This window comes from Mycobacterium branderi (assembly GCF_010728725.1).
Taxonomy (GTDB): Bacteria; Actinomycetota; Actinomycetes; order Mycobacteriales; family Mycobacteriaceae; genus Mycobacterium; species Mycobacterium branderi.
The window spans coordinates 4040129-4060649 of sequence record NZ_AP022606.1; the positions used below are offsets into that span (position 1 = coordinate 4040129).

Here is a 20521-nt window from a genome sequence, read left to right on the forward strand (position 1 = left end):
GTGACCAAAGGAGTGACATGGCACTGCTGACCATTGGTGACCAGTTCCCGGCCTACCAGCTGACCGCCCTGATCGGCGGTGACCTGTCGAAGGTCGACGCCAAACAGCCGGGCGACTACTTCACCACCATCACCAGCGACGACTACGACGGCAAGTGGCGGGTGATCTTCTTCTGGCCGAAGGACTTCACGTTCGTGTGCCCGACGGAGATCGCCGCGTTCGGCAAGCTGAACGACGAGTTCGAGGACCGCGACGCCAAGGTGCTCGGTGTCTCGGTGGACAGCGAGTTCGTGCACTTCCAGTGGCGCGCCCAGCACGAGGACCTCAAGAAGCTGCCGTTCCCGATGCTGTCGGACATCAAGCGCGAGCTCGTCACGGCCACCGGCGCTCTCAACAAGGACGGTGTCGCCGACCGGGTGACTTTCATCGTCGACCCGAACAACGAGATCCAGTTCGTCTCGGTGACCGCTGGTTCCGTGGGCCGCAACGTCGACGAGGTGCTGCGGGTGCTCGACGCGCTGCAGTCTGACGAGCTCTGCGCCTGCAACTGGCGCAAGGGCGACCCGACCATCGACGCGGGCGAAGAGCTGCGGAAGTCGGCCTGATGAGCCGCGCCGGCGACGATGCAGAACGAAGTGATGAGGAGGAGCGGCGCATATGAGCATCGACAACCTCAAAGAGGCGCTGCCCGAGTACGCGAAGGATCTCAAGCTCAACCTGGGGTCGATCACGCGCACCACGGCGCTGAGCGAGGAGCAGCTGTGGGGCACGCTGCTGGCCAGCGCCGCGGCCACCCGAAATGACCGGGTGCTCAGCGAGATTGGCGCCGAAGCCGCGGATTACCTGTCGGCCGAGGCATACCAGGCTGCGCTGGGTGCGGCGTCGATCATGGGGATGAACAACGTGTTCTACCGTGGCCGCGGCTTTTTGGACGGCCAGTACGACGACCTGCGGCCAGGGTTGCGGATGAACATCATCGGCAACCCGGGCGTCGACAAGGCCAATTTCGAGCTGTGGTCGTTCGCGGTGTCGTCGATCAACGGGTGTGCGCACTGCGTGGTCGCCCACGAGCACACGCTGCGGGAAGCCGGCGTCGACCGGGAGACGATTTTCGAAGCGCTCAAGGCCGCCGCGATCGTGGCCGGTGTGGCGCAGGCGATTACCACTGCGCAGACGCTGGCGGCCTGATTTCTTTGCCGCGAGCGTGCGTGGTTGTACGCGCTGAGCGGCGTGGCGCTGTACAAACACGCACGCTCGCGGCACGGAGGGCAATTCGACGTAGACTCGCGCCTTGTGGCAATCAGCGAGGTTGACCTCCAACACTTGCGTCGCTGCGTCGAACTCGCCCGTATCGCACTCGACGACGACGCCAGCCCTTTCGGCTCGATCCTGATCGATGCTGACGGCAAGACCCTCTACGAAGACCGCAACCGGTGCACGGATAACGACCTGACGCAGCATCCCGAGTTCGCCATCGCCCGCTGGGCGGGCCTGGGCCGCATCGTGTATGCGACCTCGTCGGCGCAGCTGTGGGGATGGCTGGCCGAATGGCACGCGCCGGTTCCGCCGGTGGCACCCTTATCGATCACCACAGTCGTGCCCTCGGCGGTGGTAAGCGGCCCGGCCCCGGAGCTCGAGGAAGAGATGAAATCCCTCTACGCAGCCCGTTTTCGGTCGTGAGCGCGCCGTCGTGGGTCGAGCATGTGATCTGGTGGCAGATCTATCCGCTGGGTTTCGTCGGAGCATTCCCCGCCGATCCGCCGGACCCGGCCGAGCACCGGCTGCGGCGCATCGTCGAGTGGTTCGACCATGCAATTGCGTTGGGGGCGTCGGGAATAGCGCTGGGACCGATCTTCGCCTCCCGCACCCACGGCTACGACACCACTGACCACTACCGCATCGATTCGCGCCTGGGGGACGACGCAGACTTCGATTTCCTTGTCGCCGAGGCGCATCGGCGCGGCCTGCGTGTCCTGCTCGACGGCGTGTTCAACCACGTCGGCCCGGACTTCCCCCGTAACGACAAGACGTGGTTTCGCGACTACGCATTCGAAGGCCACGGCGACCTGACCACGCTGAACCATGACAACCCGGAGGTCGCCGAGTATGTCGCCGACGTGATGTCGCATTGGCTGGGACGCGGCGCCGACGGTTGGCGACTGGATGCGGCTTATGCTGTGCCACCGCGGTTTTGGGCGTCCGTGCTGCCGCGGGTCCGCGACCGGCACCCCGGCGCGTGGTTCGTCGGCGAGCTCATCCACGGCGACTATGCCGCGGTGGTGGACGAGGCCGGTTTCGACTCGGTCACCCAATACGAGCTCTGGAAGGCGATCTGGAGCAGCCTCAACGACGGCAACTTCTACGAGCTGGATTGGGCGTTGCAGCGGCACAACACATTTCTGCAACACTTTGCGCCCTTGACCTTCATCGGCAATCACGACGTCACCCGGATCGCCAGCCGGCTGGAAACTCCCGCGCACGTGGCTCACGCGCTGGTGTTGCAGATGACCGTGGGCGGCATTCCCAGCGTGTATGCCGGCGACGAGCTCGGCTACCGCGGCGTCAAGGAAGAAAGATTCGGCGGAGACGATGCAGTCCGGCCCGAATTCGGTTCTCCTCCGGCAACTATCGACACTCGGGCCTGGACGCTGCACCAATACCTCATCGGGCTGCGCCGGCGCCATCCGTGGCTTTTCGGGGCGTCGACGACGACGCTGCGGCTGGACAACCGGCACTACCTCTATCGCACGCACCGCGATGAAAAGGCGCTGATCGTCGCGCTCAACATCGACGAGTCGCCGCTGGAGATCTCTGTGCCGCGCGCGCAGGTGATCGCCGGGTCGGGAGCGCCGCCGCAGGCTGTCGTCGAGACGCTGGCGGTAGAACCGCATGGTTGGCGCATTCTGGCGCCTACCTGAGCCGCTCGAGTGTGAGCGGGTCCTGCTCCCCGTCGTAGTACTTGTCGAGCAGCTCCATGAATTCCCGGTTGTCGTCGGTGGCGTGGGCGAACAGCGTCATCGACGAGCGCACCTTGAGGTCGTCGGGTGAGCCGAAGATCTCGCCGATCGAGCGGCCCGTGATGTGGTTGACCAGCTGCGTGCACTCGCGCAATCGCGGCCCGAGGACATCGTGATTCAGGTACGCGCGGGCCTCATCGAGGCAGGAAACCGCGTACCGTTCGGCTGTCGGGCTGCGGCCCAGCCCGGTGATCTGCGGGAAAATGAACCAAATCCAATGACTGCGTTTGCGTCCGGCGCGCAGCTCCTCGACTACGGTGTGGTACACGCCGGCCTGCGCGTCGACGAAACGTTGCAGATCGAAGGGGTCGGTTGCGAAGTCCATGCCACCACAGTCGCACAGACGGGTTCCCAAGGTCCGCGACCTCGCGCCGCTGATCCGCTTCCGCAGGCCCCGCTTCGACCGCACCCAGCGCCGCCTGGACGCCGCGTTGACCATCGACGATCTGCGGCGCCTCGCCAAGCGACGCACTCCGCGGGCAGCGTTCGACTACACCGACGGCGCCGCCGAGGACGAAGTCTCGCTGGGCCGTGCCCGGCAAGCCTTCCGCGACATCGAGTTTCACCCCTCGATCCTGCGCGACGTGACGACGGTACGAACCGGGTGGGACGTGCTCGGTGGGCGCGTCGGGTGGCCCTTCGCGATTGCGCCGACGGGTTTTACCCGGTTGATGCATACGTCTGGCGAGATCGCCGGGGCCAGCGCCGCCGCCGCGGCCGGCATTCCGTTCTCGCTGTCCACGTTGGGCACCGCGTCGATCGAGGACGTCGTCAACGCTGTCCCGCAGGGCCGCAAGTGGTTTCAGCTCTACATGTGGCGTGACCGAGACCGGTCGATGGCGTTGGTGCGTCGCGCCGCCGACGCCGGATTCGACACGTTGCTGGTCACCGTCGACGTGCCGGTGGCCGGCGCGCGACTGCGCGACACCCGCAACGGGATGTCGATTCCGCCGGCGTTGACGCTGCGCACGGTGCTCGACGCGCTGCCCCGTCCGCGCTGGTGGTTCGACCTGCTGACCACCGAGCCGCTGGCGTTCGCGTCGCTGGACCGCTGGCCCGGCACCGTCGGTGAATACCTGGACACCATGTTCGACCCCAGCGTGACCTTCGCGGATCTGGCGTGGATCAAGACGCAGTGGCCGGGCAAGCTCGTCGTCAAGGGAATCCAGACGCTCGACGACGCCCGCGCCGTCGTCGAGGTCGGCGCCGACGGGATCGTGTTGTCCAATCATGGTGGCCGCCAGCTCGATCGGGCTCCGGTGCCGTTTCATCTGCTGCCCGTTGTCGCCCGCGAACTCGGCGCCGACACCGAGATCCTGCTGGACACCGGCATCATGTCCGGCGCCGATATCGTCGCCGCCGTCGCGCTGGGCGCGCGGTGCACCCTGATCGGGCGCGCCTACCTGTACGGGCTGATGGCCGGCGGCGAAGCAGGCGTCCGGCGTGCCATCGACATCCTGACCGGCCAGCTGTCCCGGACCATGCGGTTACTCGGGGTGAGCTGCCTCGAGGAGCTTTCCCCACGCCATGTGACGCAGCTGCGGCGGCTGGTGCCGTTTTCGCCAGCCTGACCGCGGCGTTCGCTACCCTTTCGCTTACGCAGGCCTATAGAAGGAGTTCCCATGAGCTATCGCCGTGTTTTGTGGGTGCTCGCTGCTTTGGCGGTGACGTTTGCTGTCCCGGTCCCGGCTCGTGCGGAGCCGCCGACGCAGTGTTTGAGCAACACTCCGAAAGGCAAGCAGGTCTACATCCCCTGCGATCTGATGAACGCCCGCGTCAACTACCCGCCAGGGCAGCGCTGCGTCGGACCGCTCGATGACTATCCGGACGATGTGCGCGAGTGGTGCGGCTGAGGGAGGGTGAGCTGTCCAGCCCGGCCAGCTGGCGCCACGAGTCGATTGCGTGGCCGGTGATCGCGACAATGCGACTCGCCATGCCGCTGCGCGCCGCCAATGCGTGGGCGCGTAGGGCATGAGCGGTCACTTCCTCGACCGTCACCCGAAGGCGGGTGTCCACAAGCGCCGTCGATTCGTAGGCGGCTCGGACGGCATAGAGCCCGGCGGCGTCGAGGGACGGGGTTAGCGCACGGGCGGCCAGCTCGGCAGCGTCCCAGACGGCTGCTGCGGGCATGTCTGCCGACGCGGCGGCGCGGTGCAGCTGGGCAATGTCGCGGATCGCCTTGACCGCAGTGATTTTCGCGTAGCCAAGCACACCCCAGGTGGGGTTGGTCAGCAGTTCGGCCAGCCACGCGTGAACGACGGCGTCGGGGACGTCGGCGGTTCCCACGGTCCGCCAGGCAAGGTCGAGGGCGAGCACGCTGTTTTCCGGCGACAGATAGCCGTCGGGGCCGGCAAGCAGGTCGTTGCTGGACTGGACGAGCAGGCTCAGCGGACGGGCCGAGGTCGCCGGAAAGTCGGTGATCTGCTCGTCGCCGTTGATGTAGGAAATCACGTTCATTGCGCAGCCTTTGCCCGAACCAAGCTGGTGGGATCCCTTGGCCAACCTCAGCGGGTGGGTGATGCGGTAGAGGTCCATACGGGTTGGCTCCTTTCACCTTCCGTATACGGCGCCTGGTTACGCACGTAAGACGTTTGAAACGGCCGCTGGGTTCACGCCCGTCCGAGCTTGTAACCGTGTTAGACGGTTACAGCTTGCATGGGTCGATGAAACCTGTCAAGGTGGTTACTGTGAAGTTCGTCTACCTGAGCGGCCGTGCGTGCCTCGACTTCGCGGGTACCGTCAAGCGCCGCGACTCGGAGCGCGAAGAACTCCTGACCGAACCGAAATTGTTGTCGGACTGGGCAATTCAGGCCGGGCTGGTAGATGCTGCGATCGACGTCACCGACGACGATCTCGCGACCGCCATCGCGCTGCGCGAGGCCATCTACCGGACCGTGACCGCCCGGATCGAGGGCCGTCGGCCCACGCTCGCCGACGTCAACCTGCTCAACGAGTGCGCGTCCCGCCCCCAACTCACGCCGCGATTGCTCCGAACCGGGTCGGTTCGCCGCGACGGCACCGCGTTGCACCTGCTTGCCACCCTGGCCGCGGACCTACTCGACCTGGTTGCCGGAGCCGATATCGAGAACGTCAAGCGTTGCGCCCACCCGGGCTGCACGCGCCTGTACCTCGATTCGTCGCGGGCCAGGAACCGGCAGTGGTGTGGGATGAGCACCTGTGGCAACCGCGCCAAGGTGCAAGCCTTCCGCGCCCGTCAGCGTGGCCGGGAACAAATGCCGTCCGGACAAGGTTGAGCGCATCAGGCTTAACTTTGGAGGATTGATGGCTGAAGCCAAATCAGTGCCCGTTTTGTTTGTCAGCGACCCTGTCGTGCTGCCCGGAATGGTGGTGCCGATTGCGCTGGATGATGCGGCTCGCGCCGCCGTCGACGCGGCCCGCGCCAGCGAGTCAGGCAAGCTGCTGATCGCGCCGCGGCTCGAGGACCGCTACCCGTCGCATGGGGTGCTGGCGGCGATTTTGCAGGTCGGCCGCATCGCCGGCGGCGGCACCGCCGCTGTCGTGCGGGGCGAACGGCGCGCCCAGATCGGGGTCGGCGCCAGCGGCCCGGGCGCGGCGCTGTGGGTCGAGGTGACCGAGGTCCCTGAGGTGGAGGCGTCCGAACACGTCAAAGCGCTGGCAGCTGAATACAAGAAGCTGTTGCTGGCGATGCTGCAGCGCCGCGAGGCCTGGGAGCTCGTCGACGTCGTCAACCGGTTGACCGACCCGTCGGCGCTGGCGGACATGGCCGGCTACGCGTCGTACCTGAGCGCCGTTCAGAAACGCCAGCTGCTGGAGACCGAAGACGTCGCTGAGCGGCTGCGCCTGCTGAGCGAGTGGACCGGCGACCACCTGGCCGAGGTCGAGGTCAGCGACAAGATCGCCGAGGACGTGCGGACCGGCATGGAAAAGCAGCAAAAGGAATTTCTGCTGCGTCAGCAGCTGGCAGCCATCCGCAAGGAGCTGGGCGAGGACGAACCCGAGGGTTCCGACGACTACCGGGCCCGCGTCGAGGCCGCCGACCTTCCCGAGAAGGTCCGCGAGGCCGCGCTGCGCGAGGTCGGCAAGCTGGAACGCGCCAGCGAACAGAGTCCCGAAGGCGGCTGGATCCGGACCTGGCTGGACACTGTGCTGGAGCTGCCCTGGAACGTCAAGACCGAGGACTCGACCGACCTGACGGCGGCCCGGGAGATCCTGGACGCCGACCACCACGGCCTGGACGACGTCAAGGACCGCATCGTCGAATACCTGGCTGTGCGGGCGCGCCGCGCCCAGCGCGGGCTGCAGGTCGTCGGTGGTCGCGGCTCCGGCGCGGTGATGGTGCTGGCCGGCCCGCCCGGAGTCGGCAAGACCTCGCTGGGTGAGAGCGTGGCCCGCGCGCTGGGCCGCAAGTTCGTGCGTGTCGCCTTGGGCGGCGTGCGCGACGAGGCCGAGATCCGCGGGCACCGCCGCACCTACGTCGGGGCGCTGCCCGGCCGCATCGTGCGCGCGATCGGCGAAGCAGGATCGATGAATCCCGTTGTGCTGCTTGACGAAATCGACAAGGTCGGCTCGGACTTCAGGGGCGACCCGGCGGCCGCGCTGCTCGAGGTGCTCGACCCCGCGCAGAACCACACGTTCCGCGACCACTACCTCGACCTGGATCTGGACCTGTCCGACGTGGTGTTCCTGGCGACCGCCAACGTCGTCGAAAACATCCCGTCGGCGCTGCTGGACCGGATGGAGTTAGTGGCCATCGATGGCTACACCGAAGACGACAAGCTGGCAATCGCCCGCGACTTCCTGTTGCCGCGGCAGCGCGACCGGGCCGGGCTGACCGCCGACGAGGTCAGCATCACCGACGCGGCGCTGCGCAAGATCGCCGCCGACTACACCCGCGAACCGGGTGTGCGGCAATTCGAGCGGCTGCTGGCCAAGGCGCTGCGCAAAGTCGCCACCAAGATTGCCGCGGATCCGGTGACCATCGACGAGCCCGACCTGGTCGGCTACCTGGGCCGGCCGCGGTTCACCCCGGAGTCGGCCGAACGCACGGCGGTGCCGGGTGTGGCGACCGGCCTGGCCGTGACGGGTCTGGGCGGTGACGTGCTCTACATCGAGGCCAGCGCCAACGACGGCGAGCCCGGATTGCAGCTGACCGGTCAGCTCGGCGACGTGATGAAGGAATCCGCACAGATCGCCCTGTCGTACGTGCGCTCGCACGCCGCAGAGCTGGGTGTTGATCCTGCAGCGCTGGACCGGCGCATCCACGTGCACGTCCCCGCCGGCGCCGTGCCCAAAGACGGGCCGTCGGCCGGTGTGACGATGGTGACCGCGCTGGTGTCGATGGCCACCGGCCGGCAGGTGCGCGCCGACGTCGGAATGACCGGCGAGGTGACGCTGAACGGCCGGGTGCTGCCGATCGGCGGCGTCAAGCAGAAGCTGCTGGCTGCGCAGCGCGCCGGGCTGTCGACGGTGTTCATCCCTGAGCGCAATGAGCCGGACCTGGACGACGTGCCCGCCGAAGTGCTCGAGGCGCTGGACGTCAAGCCGATGACCGACGTCGCCGACATCGTCACGCAGGCGCTGGAACCGGCAGCTGCGGCGCTGGCTGCGGCGTAACGTTCGCGGGCGTGAGCAACGTCAAACAGCGCCTGGTGCGTGGCGCGCAGCGGCTCGTCGTCAACCCGGTCGGCCGGAAGATGCCGGTGACCATGCTGGAAACCATCGGCCGCAAGTCCGGCCAGCCGAGGCGCACCGCGGTCGGCGGCCGGGTGATCGACAACCAGTTCTGGATGGTCTCCGAGCACGGCGACCGATCCGACTACGTCCGCAACATCAAGGCCAACCCCGCCGTGCGGGTGCGGGTCCGCGGCCGGTGGCGCACCGGAACCGCCCACCTGTTGCCCGACGACGACGCGAAAGCACGGCTGCGCAGCCTCCCGTCGCTCAACAGCGCCGTGGTCCGTGCGGTGGGCACTGACCTGTTGACCATCCGCGTCGACTTGGACTGACGCATTGGCCTACGACACTGAATTGGTCGAGCGCATCCGCGAAGTGCTGGCGCCGCTTCGGGGCGTCGAGGAGAAACGGATGTTCGGCGGCCTGGCGTTCCTGATCGGTGGGCACATGACCGTCGCCGCCAGCGGCCAGGGCGGGCTGTTGGTGCGCGTGCCGCCCGCCGACACCGACAAACTGCTGGCCCGCGCGCACGTCAGCCCGATGGTGATGGGAGGCCGCGACATGCGCGGCTGGCTTCGGGTAGACCTCGCAGGGGTGAAAACCAAACGCCAGCTGCAGAGTTGGGTGACCCGCAGCGTTGACTACGTCCGGACCCTGCCGCCCAAGTGTGCTGGGCGGCACTAAACGGGTACACCGTGCGGTATGGACAAGCATGCCGAGGTAGCGCGGCGGCTGCTGAAAGTCGCCGGCACCACCTACGCGGCCGAGGCCGGCGTCCGCGTCGCTGACAAACCGATGCCGCTTTTCCAGTTGCTGGTGTTATGCATGCTGGCCAGCAAGCCGATCGACGCGTCGATCGCCATGCAAGCCGGTCGCGAACTGTTCACAGAGGGCCTGAAAACGCCGAAAGCCGTGTTGGCAGCGAAGCGCCGCACAATGATTGCCGCGTTCGGTCGCGCCCACTACGTGCGGTACGACGAAAGCTCGGCCACCCGGCTCACCGACATGGCCGAGCGGGTCCGCGACGAATACTCCGGCGATCTACGTGAGCTCGCCCGCCGCAGCGACCGCGATGTACGCGCGGCCACCGGCCTGCTCAAACAGTTCAACGGCATCGGTGGCACCGGCGCCGACATCTTCCTGCGCGAGGTGCAGGACGTATGGACTTGGGCGCGGCCATATTTCGACAAGCGGGCCATCGACGCGGCCAAGAAACTGGGCCTGCCCACCGATCCACCGCAACTGGGTTCGCTGGCGCCTCGCGACAACGCGCGCCTGGCCGCGGCATTGGTGCGGGCCTCGCTGGACGCCGACATACGGCGGCAAGCGACCGGTTGAGCCGCCGGTGACGGTACGGATCGGCACCTCCGGATGGTCCTACGACCACTGGGCCGACGTGCTCTATCCGCCGGGCCTGCCGTCGGCGCGCCGGTTGGCCCGCTACGTCGAGGTGTTCGACACCGTCGAGCTGAACGCCAGTTTCTATCGCTGGCCCAAGGATTCGACGTTCGCGGGTTGGCGCCGGCAGCTGCCGGACGGATTCGCGATGTCGGTCAAGGCGCATCGCGGCCTGACCCACTACCGCCGGCTGTCCTCGCCGGAGCCGTGGATCGAGCGGTTCGAACACTGTTGGCAGCTGTTAGGTGACCGGCGCGGTGTGCTGCTGGTTCAGCTGCATCCCGAGCAACGCCGCGACGACGATCGGCTCGATTCGTTTCTGGCGAGCGTGCCGAGGTGGATCCGGGTGGCTGTCGAGTTGCGTCACCCGTCGTGGAACGACGCGGGCGTGCATGCGCTGCTGGAACGACGCAATGCCGCCTATGTGGTGATGAGCGGCGCCGGACTGGCGTGTATCCCCCGCGCCACCACGGACTTTGTGTACATCCGGATGCACGGCCCCGACCCGGAGTCGATGTACGCCGGCTCCTACCCCGACGCCGAGCTGCTGCGCTGGGCCGAGCGGATCACCGGCTGGGACGGCGAAGGCCGCGATGTCTGGATGTACTTCAACAACGACCCGCACGGCCACGCCGTGCGCAATGCGCTTTTCCTCAAGGACCTTTTGCGATGAGTGCAGCCGAGTAGGGTGGACGCCATGGCCAGCTCAACCACATTCGTCATCGTCGGCGGCGGGCTCGCCGGCGCAAAAGCAGCAGAAGCATTGCGCGACAAAGGATTCGACGGCCACATCGTCCTGGTTGCCGAGGAAGAACATCTGCCCTACGAGCGACCACCATTGTCGAAGGAGTTTCTGGCCGGCAAGAAAACGCTCACCGATTTCACCGTGCACGAGTCGGCTTGGTACACCGACCATGACATCGATTTGCGGCTGGGCGCCCGGGCCGTCGCGGTCGACGCCGCCGCGCACAGCGTCAGTCTCGGCGACGACACCACCGTCGGCTACGACAAACTCTTGCTGGCCAGTGGGTCGCGGTCCCGGCACCTGCCACTACCCGGCGCCGACGCCGCAGGGGTTCACTACCTGCGGACGTTCGAAGACGCGTCGGCACTGAATTCCGTTCTGGCCGAAGGGTCGTCGCTCGCGGTGGTAGGCGCCGGGTGGATCGGCCTGGAGGTGGCCGCCAGCGCCCGCCAGCGCGGCGTCGACGTCACCGTGGTCGAGACCGCAAAACTGCCGCTGCTGGCCGCGCTCGGTGAAGAAGTCGGCACGGTGTTCGCCGCACTGCATCGCGACCACGGTGTCGATCTGCGGTTGCAAACCCAGGTCCAGGAAATCACGATTTCCGACGGAAAGGCGACCGGCCTCGCGCTGGGTGACGGGTCGACGGTCACCGCGGATGCGGTGCTGGTGGCCGTCGGCGCCCAGCCCAATATCGAGCTGGCGCAGGAGGCCGGCCTGTCGATGGGTGACGGCGGCGTGCTGGTCGACGCCTCGCTGTGCAGCAGCGACGCCGACACCTACGCCGTCGGCGACATCGCCGCCGCCGAGCATCCGCTGTACCGCACCCGCATTCGCACCGAGCACTGGGCCAACGCGCTCAAGCAGCCCGCGGTTGCCGTCGACGGAATGCTGGGAAAGCCGGGCGAATACGCCGAGCTGCCGTACTTCTTCACCGACCAGTACGACCTGGGCATGGAGTACGTCGGATATGCACCGAGCTATGAGCGGGTGGTGTTCCGCGGCGACGTCGACGGCCGCGAATTCGTCGCCTTCTGGCTGGACGCCGACAACCGGGTGCTGGCCGGAATGAACGTCAACATCTGGGACGTGCTCGACGACGTCAAAACGCTGATCCGCTCACAGAAGCCGGTCGACCCCGACCGGCTGGCCGATCCGCAGGCTCCGCTTAGCGACGCGGTCAGCTGACGTCGAGCGGCCGCCAGCTGTGGTCGATCACGTCGGGCAGGCGCAGCGCCTGCAACCGTTCCCGTTCGGTGCGTCGGCGCTTGATCCGCAGTCGGGCGTCGCCCGGCATGGTGAGTAGCTCGTCGCAGGTCAGGTAGTACACGTCGTCCACCGCGTCAATGAGGTCCGCCGCGAGTCGTCGAGACCCCAACTCCCGCAAAGACATTCGCAATTCGTGGGTGAACCGCATGGTGGTGTCGTGCGCCAGCTCTCGAGATAGCCGCGCGTTGACCGCCATCCGCTCCGGAAGTGTTTCCGCGAAGACATCCGGCGGCGACCCCGCACCGATCGGCGCCGCCGCCGCATGGGCGGTGGCAATGAGCAACCGGGACGGATCATCGCCGAACACAGGGTTTGCCAGCTCGGCGTCGCCCGGTCCCCGGTGGGAAATCCTGGCCATCACCGCCTTGATCTCGGCGGAAGCACTCAGCGACAGCGCGCACACGCTGTCCAGATCGCCCTTCGCCGCCAGCGCGCGCACCCGCGGGTCGCGCCGCAGCACCGCCTCCAGGGCAGCGGTCTCGGTCGCGACCCGTCCGGTGTCCGTCAGCGCCTCGACGCCCGGTACCGGCCTGTGGGCGCCGGTGCGCTCGAGCGCCGCCGCGGTGACGCCGCTGTCGATCAGCCAGAGCGCGGTCAGTCTCCACCCCTGGTGAATCCGGTCGCGCAGCAGGCAGATCCGTGCCTGCAGGGCAGCCTCGGGCAACGCGGCCAATTGCACGGGGTCGAGATGCTCGGCCGTCGCCGCCTCGCTGTAGGCCTGCGTGTCGGATTTCAGGTGGCGCAGCATCGCCAGCGCCCGGGTCACGACGACGGCCTTGGCCGCCGACCCCAGCAGACCACCGGCCAGCGGTGGACGGCCCAGCGGCAACAGGTCGCCGACCGGTGTGTCGCCCAGCGAATGCTGCAGGACCGCGGTCTCGTCCCAGCCGGGCAGCTGGCCGGCCGCGATCACGCCGGCCGACACCCCGACGTAGGGCCGATGGCCGAACACCGCGATGGCGCGGCTGCCCCACTCGGCGGCCATCACGCCGCCCAGCGCCATCACCTGACCCATCACCTGGTTGGCCATCCGCAGGCCGGATAACTGGACGTCGAGCGTCATCGGCGTCAGCGGGCCCGGCAGGGCCTCGGCCAGCGTCGACGCGGCGAAGACCGGGAACCGCGGATCGATCCGGTCGTCGAATTCACCCTCCAGCCCGTCTGGCGCCGCGCACTGCAGCGGTGTTCCGTCGGGCGGGCCGGCGCGCGGCACCGGCTCAGACGGCAACGGCAGATGGCCGGGAAGATCGACGGCGCCGCCGGCGTCGAGCTTGCGGCCGCAGAGGCCGCGCGCGGTGTCGGCGAGCGCGTCAGCGGCTGACCAGCCCAGCTCGAACTGCCAGTCTTCTTGCATCGCAGCAAGATCCATGTCCGGCGTCAGCTGTGCCCAGGTGGGAAGCCGGTACGGGCGGGGCCGCTGGTCAGCGGCGCGCAGCAGATGTCGCGCGACCACCAAGTTGGTGGTGTCCGTGGTCGCGACATCCACCGCGCCGGTCGTGGTGGCCGTAGCCGCGATCACCAGGAACCGGACGAGGTCATCGACGTGCAGCAGCCGCACCGGCCGCAGCGACTCCTTGCCGCGCAGCAGGGTGGCCACGCTGCGGCACACCGCCCAGTCGAGCTGGCGGCCTACCGGCGGCGCCACCCGGACGATCAAGCTGGGCGCCCAGCCGGTGGACACCAGCTTCTCGGCCTGCTGGTACAACTCCGGTTCTCCGGCAGCCTGCGACAGGAAGACCAGCCGGGCGCCGGCACGCGCGGCGGCATGCGCGACGTGCACCAGCCCGTTGATGCCTGCGGCGCCGGGCGCGGTGGGGTCCACCGGGGCAAGATGCACCACCACGTGTGACTCGTCGGCGAGTTGCTGCAGTACCGCGCCGCCGAGCCGCGCGCAAACAAAATCGACTTCGGGGTCCAGGTGGTCGTGCGGATGTCGCGCGATGCCGCTGACTGCATGTCCGGCGGCAATCAACTGCCGGGCCAGCGTGCGACCTACCATCCCGGTGACTCCGGTGACCAGGATCCGCATACTGCTCACCTCCCCGGTGTCTACCCCGACAATAGGCGCCCGAGGAGGGTTCCCAGCAAGCTTTTGACCCTATCGTCGATTTTGTGACCTAACGCAAAGTGGCCGTGCCATCGGGGCGGACCGTGACCTTGGCGCCGGCGATGTCGTCGTGCACCGTCGGCTCGGCCGCCGCGGCATCGGGGATCACGGCCAGCGTGCGCGACTCGTCGGGAGTGCGAACCGCTAGGAAAGCCTTCTCCGGGCGGCCCTCCCGGTCGAACGGAGTGGTCCAGGATTCGACGGTGCCGACGCCGTCCCATTCGACCACCGGCGGTCGGGTCGGCTCCCGATCGACGACGGATTGCACGTCTTCCCAACGGAATTCCGATGCCGGCGGTTCGGTCCCATACACACCGAAGCTGTGCTTGGTCAGATAGCCGCCGTTGGCGGTGATCAGGCCGCGCCGCCCAGGGTTGGCTATCAGCAACTCGGCCATGGTCGCGATCGAGTGTGTGACGTAGTTGCTCCACGGCCCGCCGGCGAACGTCAGCCCGCCGGTCACGGTCAGCGGCCGGCTCGGGTCGTCGACCGGCAGCCCGAGTTCGGCAGCCGCGATCTGCACCGCGGAGGGGAAGCACGAATACAGGTCGACGTAGTCGACGTCGTCGATGCCGAGCCCGGCCATTTCGAGCGCACGAGCACCGCCGATCCGGATCGCCGGACAGCGATGCAGTTCGAAGCGCTCGCTGATCGCGTAGGTGTCGTGCGCATCGGTGCCGGCATACGGGTAGACCCAGCGTTCGGTGGGAACCTGCAGGCGTGTCGCGGCCTCCGCCGAGGCCAGGATCAGCGCGGCGCCCTGGTCGACCATGTTGTTGGAGTTCATCAGCTTGGTATAGGGCCAGCTGATCATGCGGTTGGCCGGACCGGTCCGCCAAATCTCCTCGGCGGCAAGAGGTTTGCGAATCCAGGCATGCGGGTTGTCCACCGCGACAGCGTTGAACCGCGCCCACAGTTCACCGATGCGCCTGCGGTGATCCTCGATCGGCTCGCCTGTGCTGATCCGCAGTGCCTGTTCGAACAGCGGATAGACGTGGGCCGGCCGGGCGAGCTCGATGCGCTCTTCGGCCGGCCCGGCCATCGGAACGTTGTCGTCACCGCCCGGCGCGATCGGAACCGATTGGTCTTGCTCTGTCCATGTCAGCCGGCGGCCCTGCGCCTTCAACTGCATCCTGGTGCGCCAGGTTTCGGCGCCGGCCACCAGCACCACGTCGGCGCCCCCGTGCTGGATGTCCAGGCAGGCCTGGTTCACCAACGTCTGCGGCACGTTGCCGCCCACGCCGCTGTAGCGGGTGGCCGGATTGTCCGCGCCGATGCGCTGCCCGAGCAGCAGGCCCGGGTCGCGGTACCGCGCCGAGAGCAGGTTCACCACGCGTATGGAGTCCACTGCTGCGAGCACCGGCTGGTCGGCGGCCTCGCGCGCGGCGGCGACCATCAGGTCGACGGGTTCGACGTCAGGGTTGTCCTCGAACAGGTTGGCCTGGCCGTAGCCGATCAGCACCGGTGTCCGCGGGTCGACGGGCATGAGGTGAGCACCTTTCACGAGCGCGAGCGTGCGTACAGCGACACGCCGTGACTGCCGTACATCTGTGCACGCTCGCAGAGGAGTCTAAATGGACGCGAACAGCACACCCTCGGCGATCAACAGTTCGGTTTCCTCGCTGCTCATCTGCAGCACCTTGCGGCAGATCTCGCGGGTGTCCTGCCCGGGCAGCGGGGCAGGCCGCTGCGGTGCCGGCGGGATATGGCGAAACGGCGCCGGGCCGGATTCGGCCGGCAACGGATGGTCGAACAGCGGATGGCTCATGGGGCTGAACAACTTTCGCGCCAACAGCTGCGGGTCTTCGAGCACGTCGGGCGGGCGGTTCATCGCGCCGGCGGGAACTCCGACCGACTGCAGTGCTTCGGCGACCTGCGCCGGCGGGTAGGCGCGGGTCCACTCCGAGACTGTCGCCACCAACTCGTGCCGGTCGGACACCCGCGCCTCCGGATACCCGAAAACCCTTGCAGCAGCCAGCCAATCGGCATCGTCGCGGATGGAGATGACGCACCATTCGTCGTCGCCGGCGCACGGGTAGACCGCGTGCACGCTGGTGTCGTCGCTTACGTCGGCTCGACCGGCTGCGCGTGCCGCCTCGGCGACGTACAGCGTGTCGAGTTGGTTGACGACGGCCTCGGCCTGGGAGACGTGCACGCGCGCCCCGGATCCCGTGCGGTCGCGATGGATCAGCGCCGCGAGCGCCCCGATCGCGGTGATCCGTCCGACCACGTGGTCGGGGAAGATCGTCGTCGCGTCGTAGAACGGATGCCGCGAGGTGTCGGCGGCGGCTTCCTCGGAGGTCCACAGCTTGGTGACCCCGGTGGTCGCGCGCACCAGCGGGCCGTAGCCCATTCGGGTGCTCCACGGGCCGGTGTCACCGAACGCGCTGCTCTCGGCGAGCACGATCCGCGGGTTGACGGCACTCAGTGCGTCGTACGGAAAACCAAGGGCGGCAAGGGTTCCCGGCTTGAAGTTGGCGAAGACCGCGTCGGCATCAGCGACCAGGCGGCTGAAGACTTGCTTGCCCTGCGCGCTGCGCAGATCCAGACCGAGCCCCAGGTTGTTTCGGTGCGCCCAGGCAAACGACTCGCTCATCGCCTCGCCGGCGCGGGCCTGACGCAATCCATCCGGGTAGGCGGCGCTTTCGACCTTGATGACCTCGGCGCCCAGATCGGCGAACAGCCGGCTGCATTCGCCGCCGGCGACGATGATGCCGAGGTCGACGATTCGCAGCCCGTCGAACGGACGCGTGGCCTTCTGGCGAGGCGTAGCGGCCACCCGATCGGTGCGCCAGGAAGCGTTGTCAATGCCGGGCGCGGGAGCGGGCGCGCGAAAACCGCTGTGCTGCCCGTCAACCGAGAAGTAGCCGACCGGAATCGTGGCATGCACGCCCGGGACGAGTTCGGTTTCGGTGATCGCGCCGACCGATCGGAAATGTTCGGAGGCAAGGATTTGCGACGGCGAGAGCACCGCGGCGATCGGCACGCCGTTGGCCTGCCCGGCCGACACCAGCTCCTTCATCGTCTGGCCTTCGAACAACTTCTCGATCAGCTCGGTGATCTGCGGCCAGGCGGCGAACCGCGCGCCGATGACGTCGTAGCGGGGGTCGGCAAACTCCTCGGGCTCCCCCAGCCAGCGCCGCAGCCCGCGCCACTGCCGCGGCGACATCACACAGATCCGGACGTGGCCGTCCTTGCAGCGGTAGATCGGGTAGGCGTCCTGGTTGCGCGGCCGTCCGCGCCAACGGTGGGGGCGGCGGACACCGGCCGCCGCTTGCCCGTGCGTGCCGAACGCCGGGTCGAGCGCCATGACGACGGCGTCGAACCGGGCAAAGTCAATGTAATCGCCTGCGCCGCAACGTAACCGGTTGTAGTACGCGACGAGCGCAGCCCAGGTGGCCTGCACGGCGGCGGTCGCCGACGCGATGCCGTCGGGCGGCAGCACCGGTGTGCCGGTGGTGGGGCCCGAGCGGGACAGCGAGCCCGACAGCGCATAGAAGACGGGGTCGGTGGCCCGCCACGACGACCGCGGACCCGTCGCACCGAAATCGGTGATCGACAACACGACCAGCCGCGGGTAGCGGTCGGCCAGCTCGGTGCAAGAGACTCCGTAGGTGACCGCCTGCCCGCTGTCGACGACGATGTCGGCGCCGGCGGCCAGCTCGAGAAGGCGGGCGCGGTCCGCTGCGTCGGAAGGGTCGAGCACGGTGCTGCGTTTGTTGGCGTTGTGCAGCGCGAACGGCAAACTATGGCCACCGAGCGACGGCAGTCGTCGCCGTGCCGGGCTGCCGCCGGGCGGTTCGACCTTGAGCACGTCGGCGCCCAGATCGGCGAGTATCCGGCCCACCGCGTCGGCGTCGTCGCCCGACAGGTCGAGCACCCGCAGCGATGCCAGCAGCCCGGCAACCATCAGCTCAGCGTAGTTGGCGGCTTTTGCCGACCGCCGGGACAATCGGACGGATGAGTCTGCAAACCGCGACACCGGCCGCCCTTTCCGCCGACGAACTTGCCCTCATCGACGCCTACTGGCGCGCCGCCAACTACCTGTCGGTCGGCCAGATCTACCTGCTCGACAATCCGCTGCTGCGCCAGCCGCTCACCTCCGAGCACGTCAAGCCCCGACTGCTGGGGCATTGGGGCACCACTCCGGGGCTCAACCTGATCTACGCGCACCTGAACCGGGTCATCCGTGCCCGCGACGCCAACGTCATCTACATCACGGGGCCAGGCCACGGCGGGCCGGGACTCGTCGCCAACGCGTACCTGGAAGGCACCTACAGCGAGGTGTACACCGGGATCGAAGAAGGCGCCGACGGGCTGCGAAAGCTGTTCCGCCAGTTCTCTTTTCCCGGCGGCATCCCCAGCCACGTCGCCGCCCAGACACCGGGGTCCATCCACGAGGGCGGGGAGCTGGGGTATGCCCTCGTCCACGCGTACGGGGCGGCGTTCGACAACCCCGATCTGGTGGTGGCCTGCGTGGTCGGCGATGGGGAGGCCGAAACCGGCCCGCTGGCCGCCGGGTGGCATTCCAACAAGCTCCTTAACCCGGCCCGCGACGGCGCGGTGTTGCCGGTCCTGCACCTCAACGGCTACAAGATCGCCAACCCGACCGTGCTGGCCCGCATCCCACACGACGAGCTCGAGTTGCTGCTGCGCGGCTACGGCTATCGGCCGATCACGGTCGCCGGTGACGATCCCGCCAACGTGCATCAGCAGCTGGCCGCCGCGCTCGACGACGCGTTCGACGACATCGCGAACATTCAGCACCGCGCCCGCAGCGGCGCGAACACTGAACGGCCGGTGTGGCCGATGATCGTGCTGCGCACCCCGAAGGGGTGGACCGGGCCGAAGGTGGTCGACGGCAAACGGGTCGAGGGCACCTGGCGCTCGCATCAGGTACCGCTGTCCGAGACCCACGACAATCCCGCTCATCGCGCGAAACTCGAGGAATGGCTGCGCAGCTACCGGCCGGAGGAGCTGTTCGACGACGACGGCAGGTTGCGTCCGGAGTTGCGCGCGCTGGCGCCGGCCGGTGAGCGCCGGATGAGTGCCAACCCACATGCCAACGGCGGTCTGCTGCTACACGACCTGGACCTGCCGGACTTTCGCGACTACGCGGTGGACGTCCCGAAGCCCGGCACGCAGACCCATGAGGCGACCCGCGTGCTGGGCACCTTCCTGCGCGACGTGATCGCCCGCAACCCGGACCGTTTCCGGCTGATGGGGCCCGACGAGACGGCCTCCAACCGCCTGGACGCGGTATACGGCTCGACCGAGAAGGTGTGGCTGTCCGAAACGCTGCCCGACGACGAGCACCTGGCGCCCGACGGCCGGGTGATGGAGGTGCTCTCCGAGCATCTGTGCCAGGGCTGGCTCGAGGGCTACCTACTGACCGGTCGGCACGGGCTGTTCAACTGCTACGAAGCGTTCGTGCACATCGTCGACTCGATGCTCAACCAGCACGCGAAATGGCTTGCCACCAGCCGGGAATTGCCGTGGCGGCGGCCGATCGCGTCGCTGAACTATCTGCTGACCTCGCACGTGTGGCGCCAGGACCACAACGGTGCGTCGCATCAGGATCCCGGCTTCATCGACCTGGTGGCCAACAAGCGGGCCGAGATCACTCGGGTGTACTTGCCGCCTGATGGCAACACCCTGCTCTCGGTGGCCGACCATTGCCTGCGCAGCCGCGACTACATCAACGTGATCGTCGCCGGTAAGCAACCTGCGCTCGCCTACCTCGACATGGACTCCGCGATTGCGCACTGCACCCGCGGGCTGGGCATCTGGCAGTGGGCGAGCACCGCGACAGCCGAACCGGACGTGGTGCTGGCCTGCGCCGGCGACATCCCGACGCTGGAGACCCTGGCGGCCGCCGACATTTTGCGGCGCGAGCTACCGGATCTGGCCGTGCGGGTGATCAACGTCGTCGACCTCATGCGTTTGCAGCCGGACTCCGAGCACCCACATGGCTTGCCCGACAGCGAGTTCGACGCGCTGTTCGGTGTCGACACCCCGGTGATTTTCGCCTACCACGGTTACCCGTGGCTGATTCACCGGCTCACCTACCGGCGGACCAACCACAGCCACATGCATGTGCGCGGCTTCAAAGAGCGCGGCACCACGACGACGCCGTTCGACATGGTGATGCTCAACGACCTCGACCGGTTCCACCTGGTGATGGATGTGATCGACCGGGTCGACGGGCTGGGTAACCGCGCCGCGGTGCTGCGTCAGGCGATGGCCGACGCGCGGTTGGCGGCCCGCCGCTACACCCGTGAGCACGGCGAGGACGACCCGGCGATCAGCGGCTGGACCTGGGTAGCCTAGGGC

At 67.9% G+C, this 20521-nt stretch carries 18 protein-coding genes; 13 read left to right on the forward strand and 5 right to left on the reverse strand.

The features are described 5' to 3' along the window. Window positions 1-17 precede the first annotated feature (17 nt). The 4 genes from G6N47_RS19525 (at window position 18) to G6N47_RS19540 (ending at window position 2918) form a co-directional block, all read left to right on the forward strand. Window positions 18-605 carry a peroxiredoxin gene (locus G6N47_RS19525; protein WP_083132087.1) on the forward strand — a complete coding sequence of 196 codons (588 nt, stop codon included), beginning with the start codon at window positions 18-20 and terminating at the stop codon, window positions 603-605. A 52-nt stretch (window positions 606-657) separates the two neighbouring features. After that, complete coding sequence (locus G6N47_RS19530) at window positions 658-1188, forward strand: alkyl hydroperoxide reductase (RefSeq protein ID WP_083132088.1); 531 nt, start codon at window positions 658-660, stop codon at window positions 1186-1188. 105 nt (window positions 1189-1293) lie between these two features. Continuing rightward, window positions 1294-1680, forward strand: a complete 387-nt coding sequence (locus G6N47_RS29795) for a cytidine/deoxycytidylate deaminase family protein (protein WP_232080246.1) — start codon at window positions 1294-1296, stop codon at window positions 1678-1680. Further along, a complete protein-coding gene (locus G6N47_RS19540) occupies window positions 1677-2918 on the forward strand; it encodes an alpha-amylase family protein (RefSeq protein ID WP_232080247.1) in 1242 nt (413 codons plus the stop codon). The genes G6N47_RS29795 and G6N47_RS19540 overlap by 4 nt, the downstream gene beginning before the upstream one ends. On the opposite strand, the gene G6N47_RS19545 is transcribed toward G6N47_RS19540, so the two are convergent. Beyond that, window positions 2911-3342 carry a DUF1810 domain-containing protein gene (locus tag G6N47_RS19545; protein ID WP_083132090.1) on the reverse strand — a complete coding sequence of 144 codons (432 nt, stop codon included), beginning with the start codon at window positions 3340-3342 and terminating at the stop codon, window positions 2911-2913. The two genes, G6N47_RS19540 and G6N47_RS19545, sit on opposite strands and share 8 nt — an antisense overlap. Between G6N47_RS19545 and G6N47_RS19550 the strand changes: the two genes are divergently transcribed. Then, a complete protein-coding gene (locus tag G6N47_RS19550; protein WP_083132091.1) occupies window positions 3341-4588 on the forward strand; it encodes an alpha-hydroxy acid oxidase in 1248 nt (415 codons plus the stop codon). The two genes, G6N47_RS19545 and G6N47_RS19550, sit on opposite strands and share 2 nt — an antisense overlap. A 205-nt stretch (window positions 4589-4793) precedes the next feature. Here the strand turns inward: G6N47_RS19550 and G6N47_RS29800 are convergent, their stop codons facing one another. Further along, window positions 4794-5552: a hypothetical protein gene (locus G6N47_RS29800; RefSeq protein WP_232080248.1), complete on the reverse strand. Its 759-nt coding sequence runs from the start codon at window positions 5550-5552 to the stop codon at window positions 4794-4796. 152 nt (window positions 5553-5704) lie between these two features. Between G6N47_RS29800 and G6N47_RS19560 the strand changes: the two genes are divergently transcribed. The 7 genes from G6N47_RS19560 to G6N47_RS19590 are packed head-to-tail and all read left to right on the forward strand — an operon-like array spanning window position 5705 to window position 12000. Beyond that, window positions 5705-6271 carry a CGNR zinc finger domain-containing protein gene (locus tag G6N47_RS19560; RefSeq protein WP_163659701.1) on the forward strand — a complete coding sequence of 189 codons (567 nt, stop codon included), beginning with the start codon at window positions 5705-5707 and terminating at the stop codon, window positions 6269-6271. A gap of 28 nt (window positions 6272-6299) precedes the next feature. Next, window positions 6300-8612, forward strand: coding sequence for an endopeptidase La (gene lon / locus G6N47_RS19565; RefSeq protein ID WP_083132093.1), 2313 nt, complete (start codon window positions 6300-6302; stop codon window positions 8610-8612). Between the two features lie 11 nt (window positions 8613-8623). Beyond that, the gene (locus G6N47_RS19570) at window positions 8624-9004 is read left to right on the forward strand and encodes a nitroreductase/quinone reductase family protein (RefSeq protein ID WP_232080249.1); all 381 of its coding nucleotides are present in this window, start codon (window positions 8624-8626) and stop codon (window positions 9002-9004) included. A gap of 4 nt (window positions 9005-9008) precedes the next feature. Continuing rightward, complete coding sequence (locus G6N47_RS19575) at window positions 9009-9356, forward strand: TfoX/Sxy family protein (protein ID WP_083132094.1); 348 nt, start codon at window positions 9009-9011, stop codon at window positions 9354-9356. A gap of 18 nt (window positions 9357-9374) precedes the next feature. Next, on the forward strand, window positions 9375-10010 hold the full coding sequence (locus tag G6N47_RS19580) for an endonuclease (protein ID WP_083132095.1): 636 nt from the start codon (window positions 9375-9377) through the stop codon (window positions 10008-10010). 7 nt (window positions 10011-10017) lie between these two features. Continuing rightward, window positions 10018-10743, forward strand: coding sequence for a DUF72 domain-containing protein (locus G6N47_RS19585; RefSeq protein WP_083132096.1), 726 nt, complete (start codon window positions 10018-10020; stop codon window positions 10741-10743). Between the two features lie 24 nt (window positions 10744-10767). Next, window positions 10768-12000: an NAD(P)/FAD-dependent oxidoreductase gene (locus tag G6N47_RS19590; RefSeq protein WP_083132097.1), complete on the forward strand. Its 1233-nt coding sequence runs from the start codon at window positions 10768-10770 to the stop codon at window positions 11998-12000. On the opposite strand, the gene G6N47_RS19595 is transcribed toward G6N47_RS19590, so the two are convergent. The 3 genes from G6N47_RS19595 to G6N47_RS19605 form a co-directional block, all read right to left on the reverse strand. Beyond that, window positions 11993-14110: an NAD-dependent epimerase/dehydratase family protein gene (locus G6N47_RS19595; RefSeq protein ID WP_083132098.1), complete on the reverse strand. Its 2118-nt coding sequence runs from the start codon at window positions 14108-14110 to the stop codon at window positions 11993-11995. The two genes, G6N47_RS19590 and G6N47_RS19595, sit on opposite strands and share 8 nt — an antisense overlap. An 88-nt stretch (window positions 14111-14198) precedes the next feature. Then, complete coding sequence (locus G6N47_RS19600) at window positions 14199-15674, reverse strand: acetyl-CoA acetyltransferase (protein WP_083132099.1); 1476 nt, start codon at window positions 15672-15674, stop codon at window positions 14199-14201. Window positions 15675-15758: 84 nt separating this feature from the next. After that, window positions 15759-18098 (reverse strand): CaiB/BaiF CoA transferase family protein, encoded by a 2340-nt coding sequence (locus tag G6N47_RS19605; protein WP_083132167.1) that lies wholly within the window; start codon window positions 18096-18098, stop codon window positions 15759-15761. Window positions 18099-18148: 50 nt separating this feature from the next. Between G6N47_RS19605 and G6N47_RS19610 the strand changes: the two genes are divergently transcribed. Beyond that, entirely contained in the window at window positions 18149-20518 is a 2370-nt protein-coding gene (locus G6N47_RS19610; protein WP_083132100.1) for a phosphoketolase family protein, read from the forward strand. Window positions 20519-20521 lie beyond the last annotated feature (3 nt).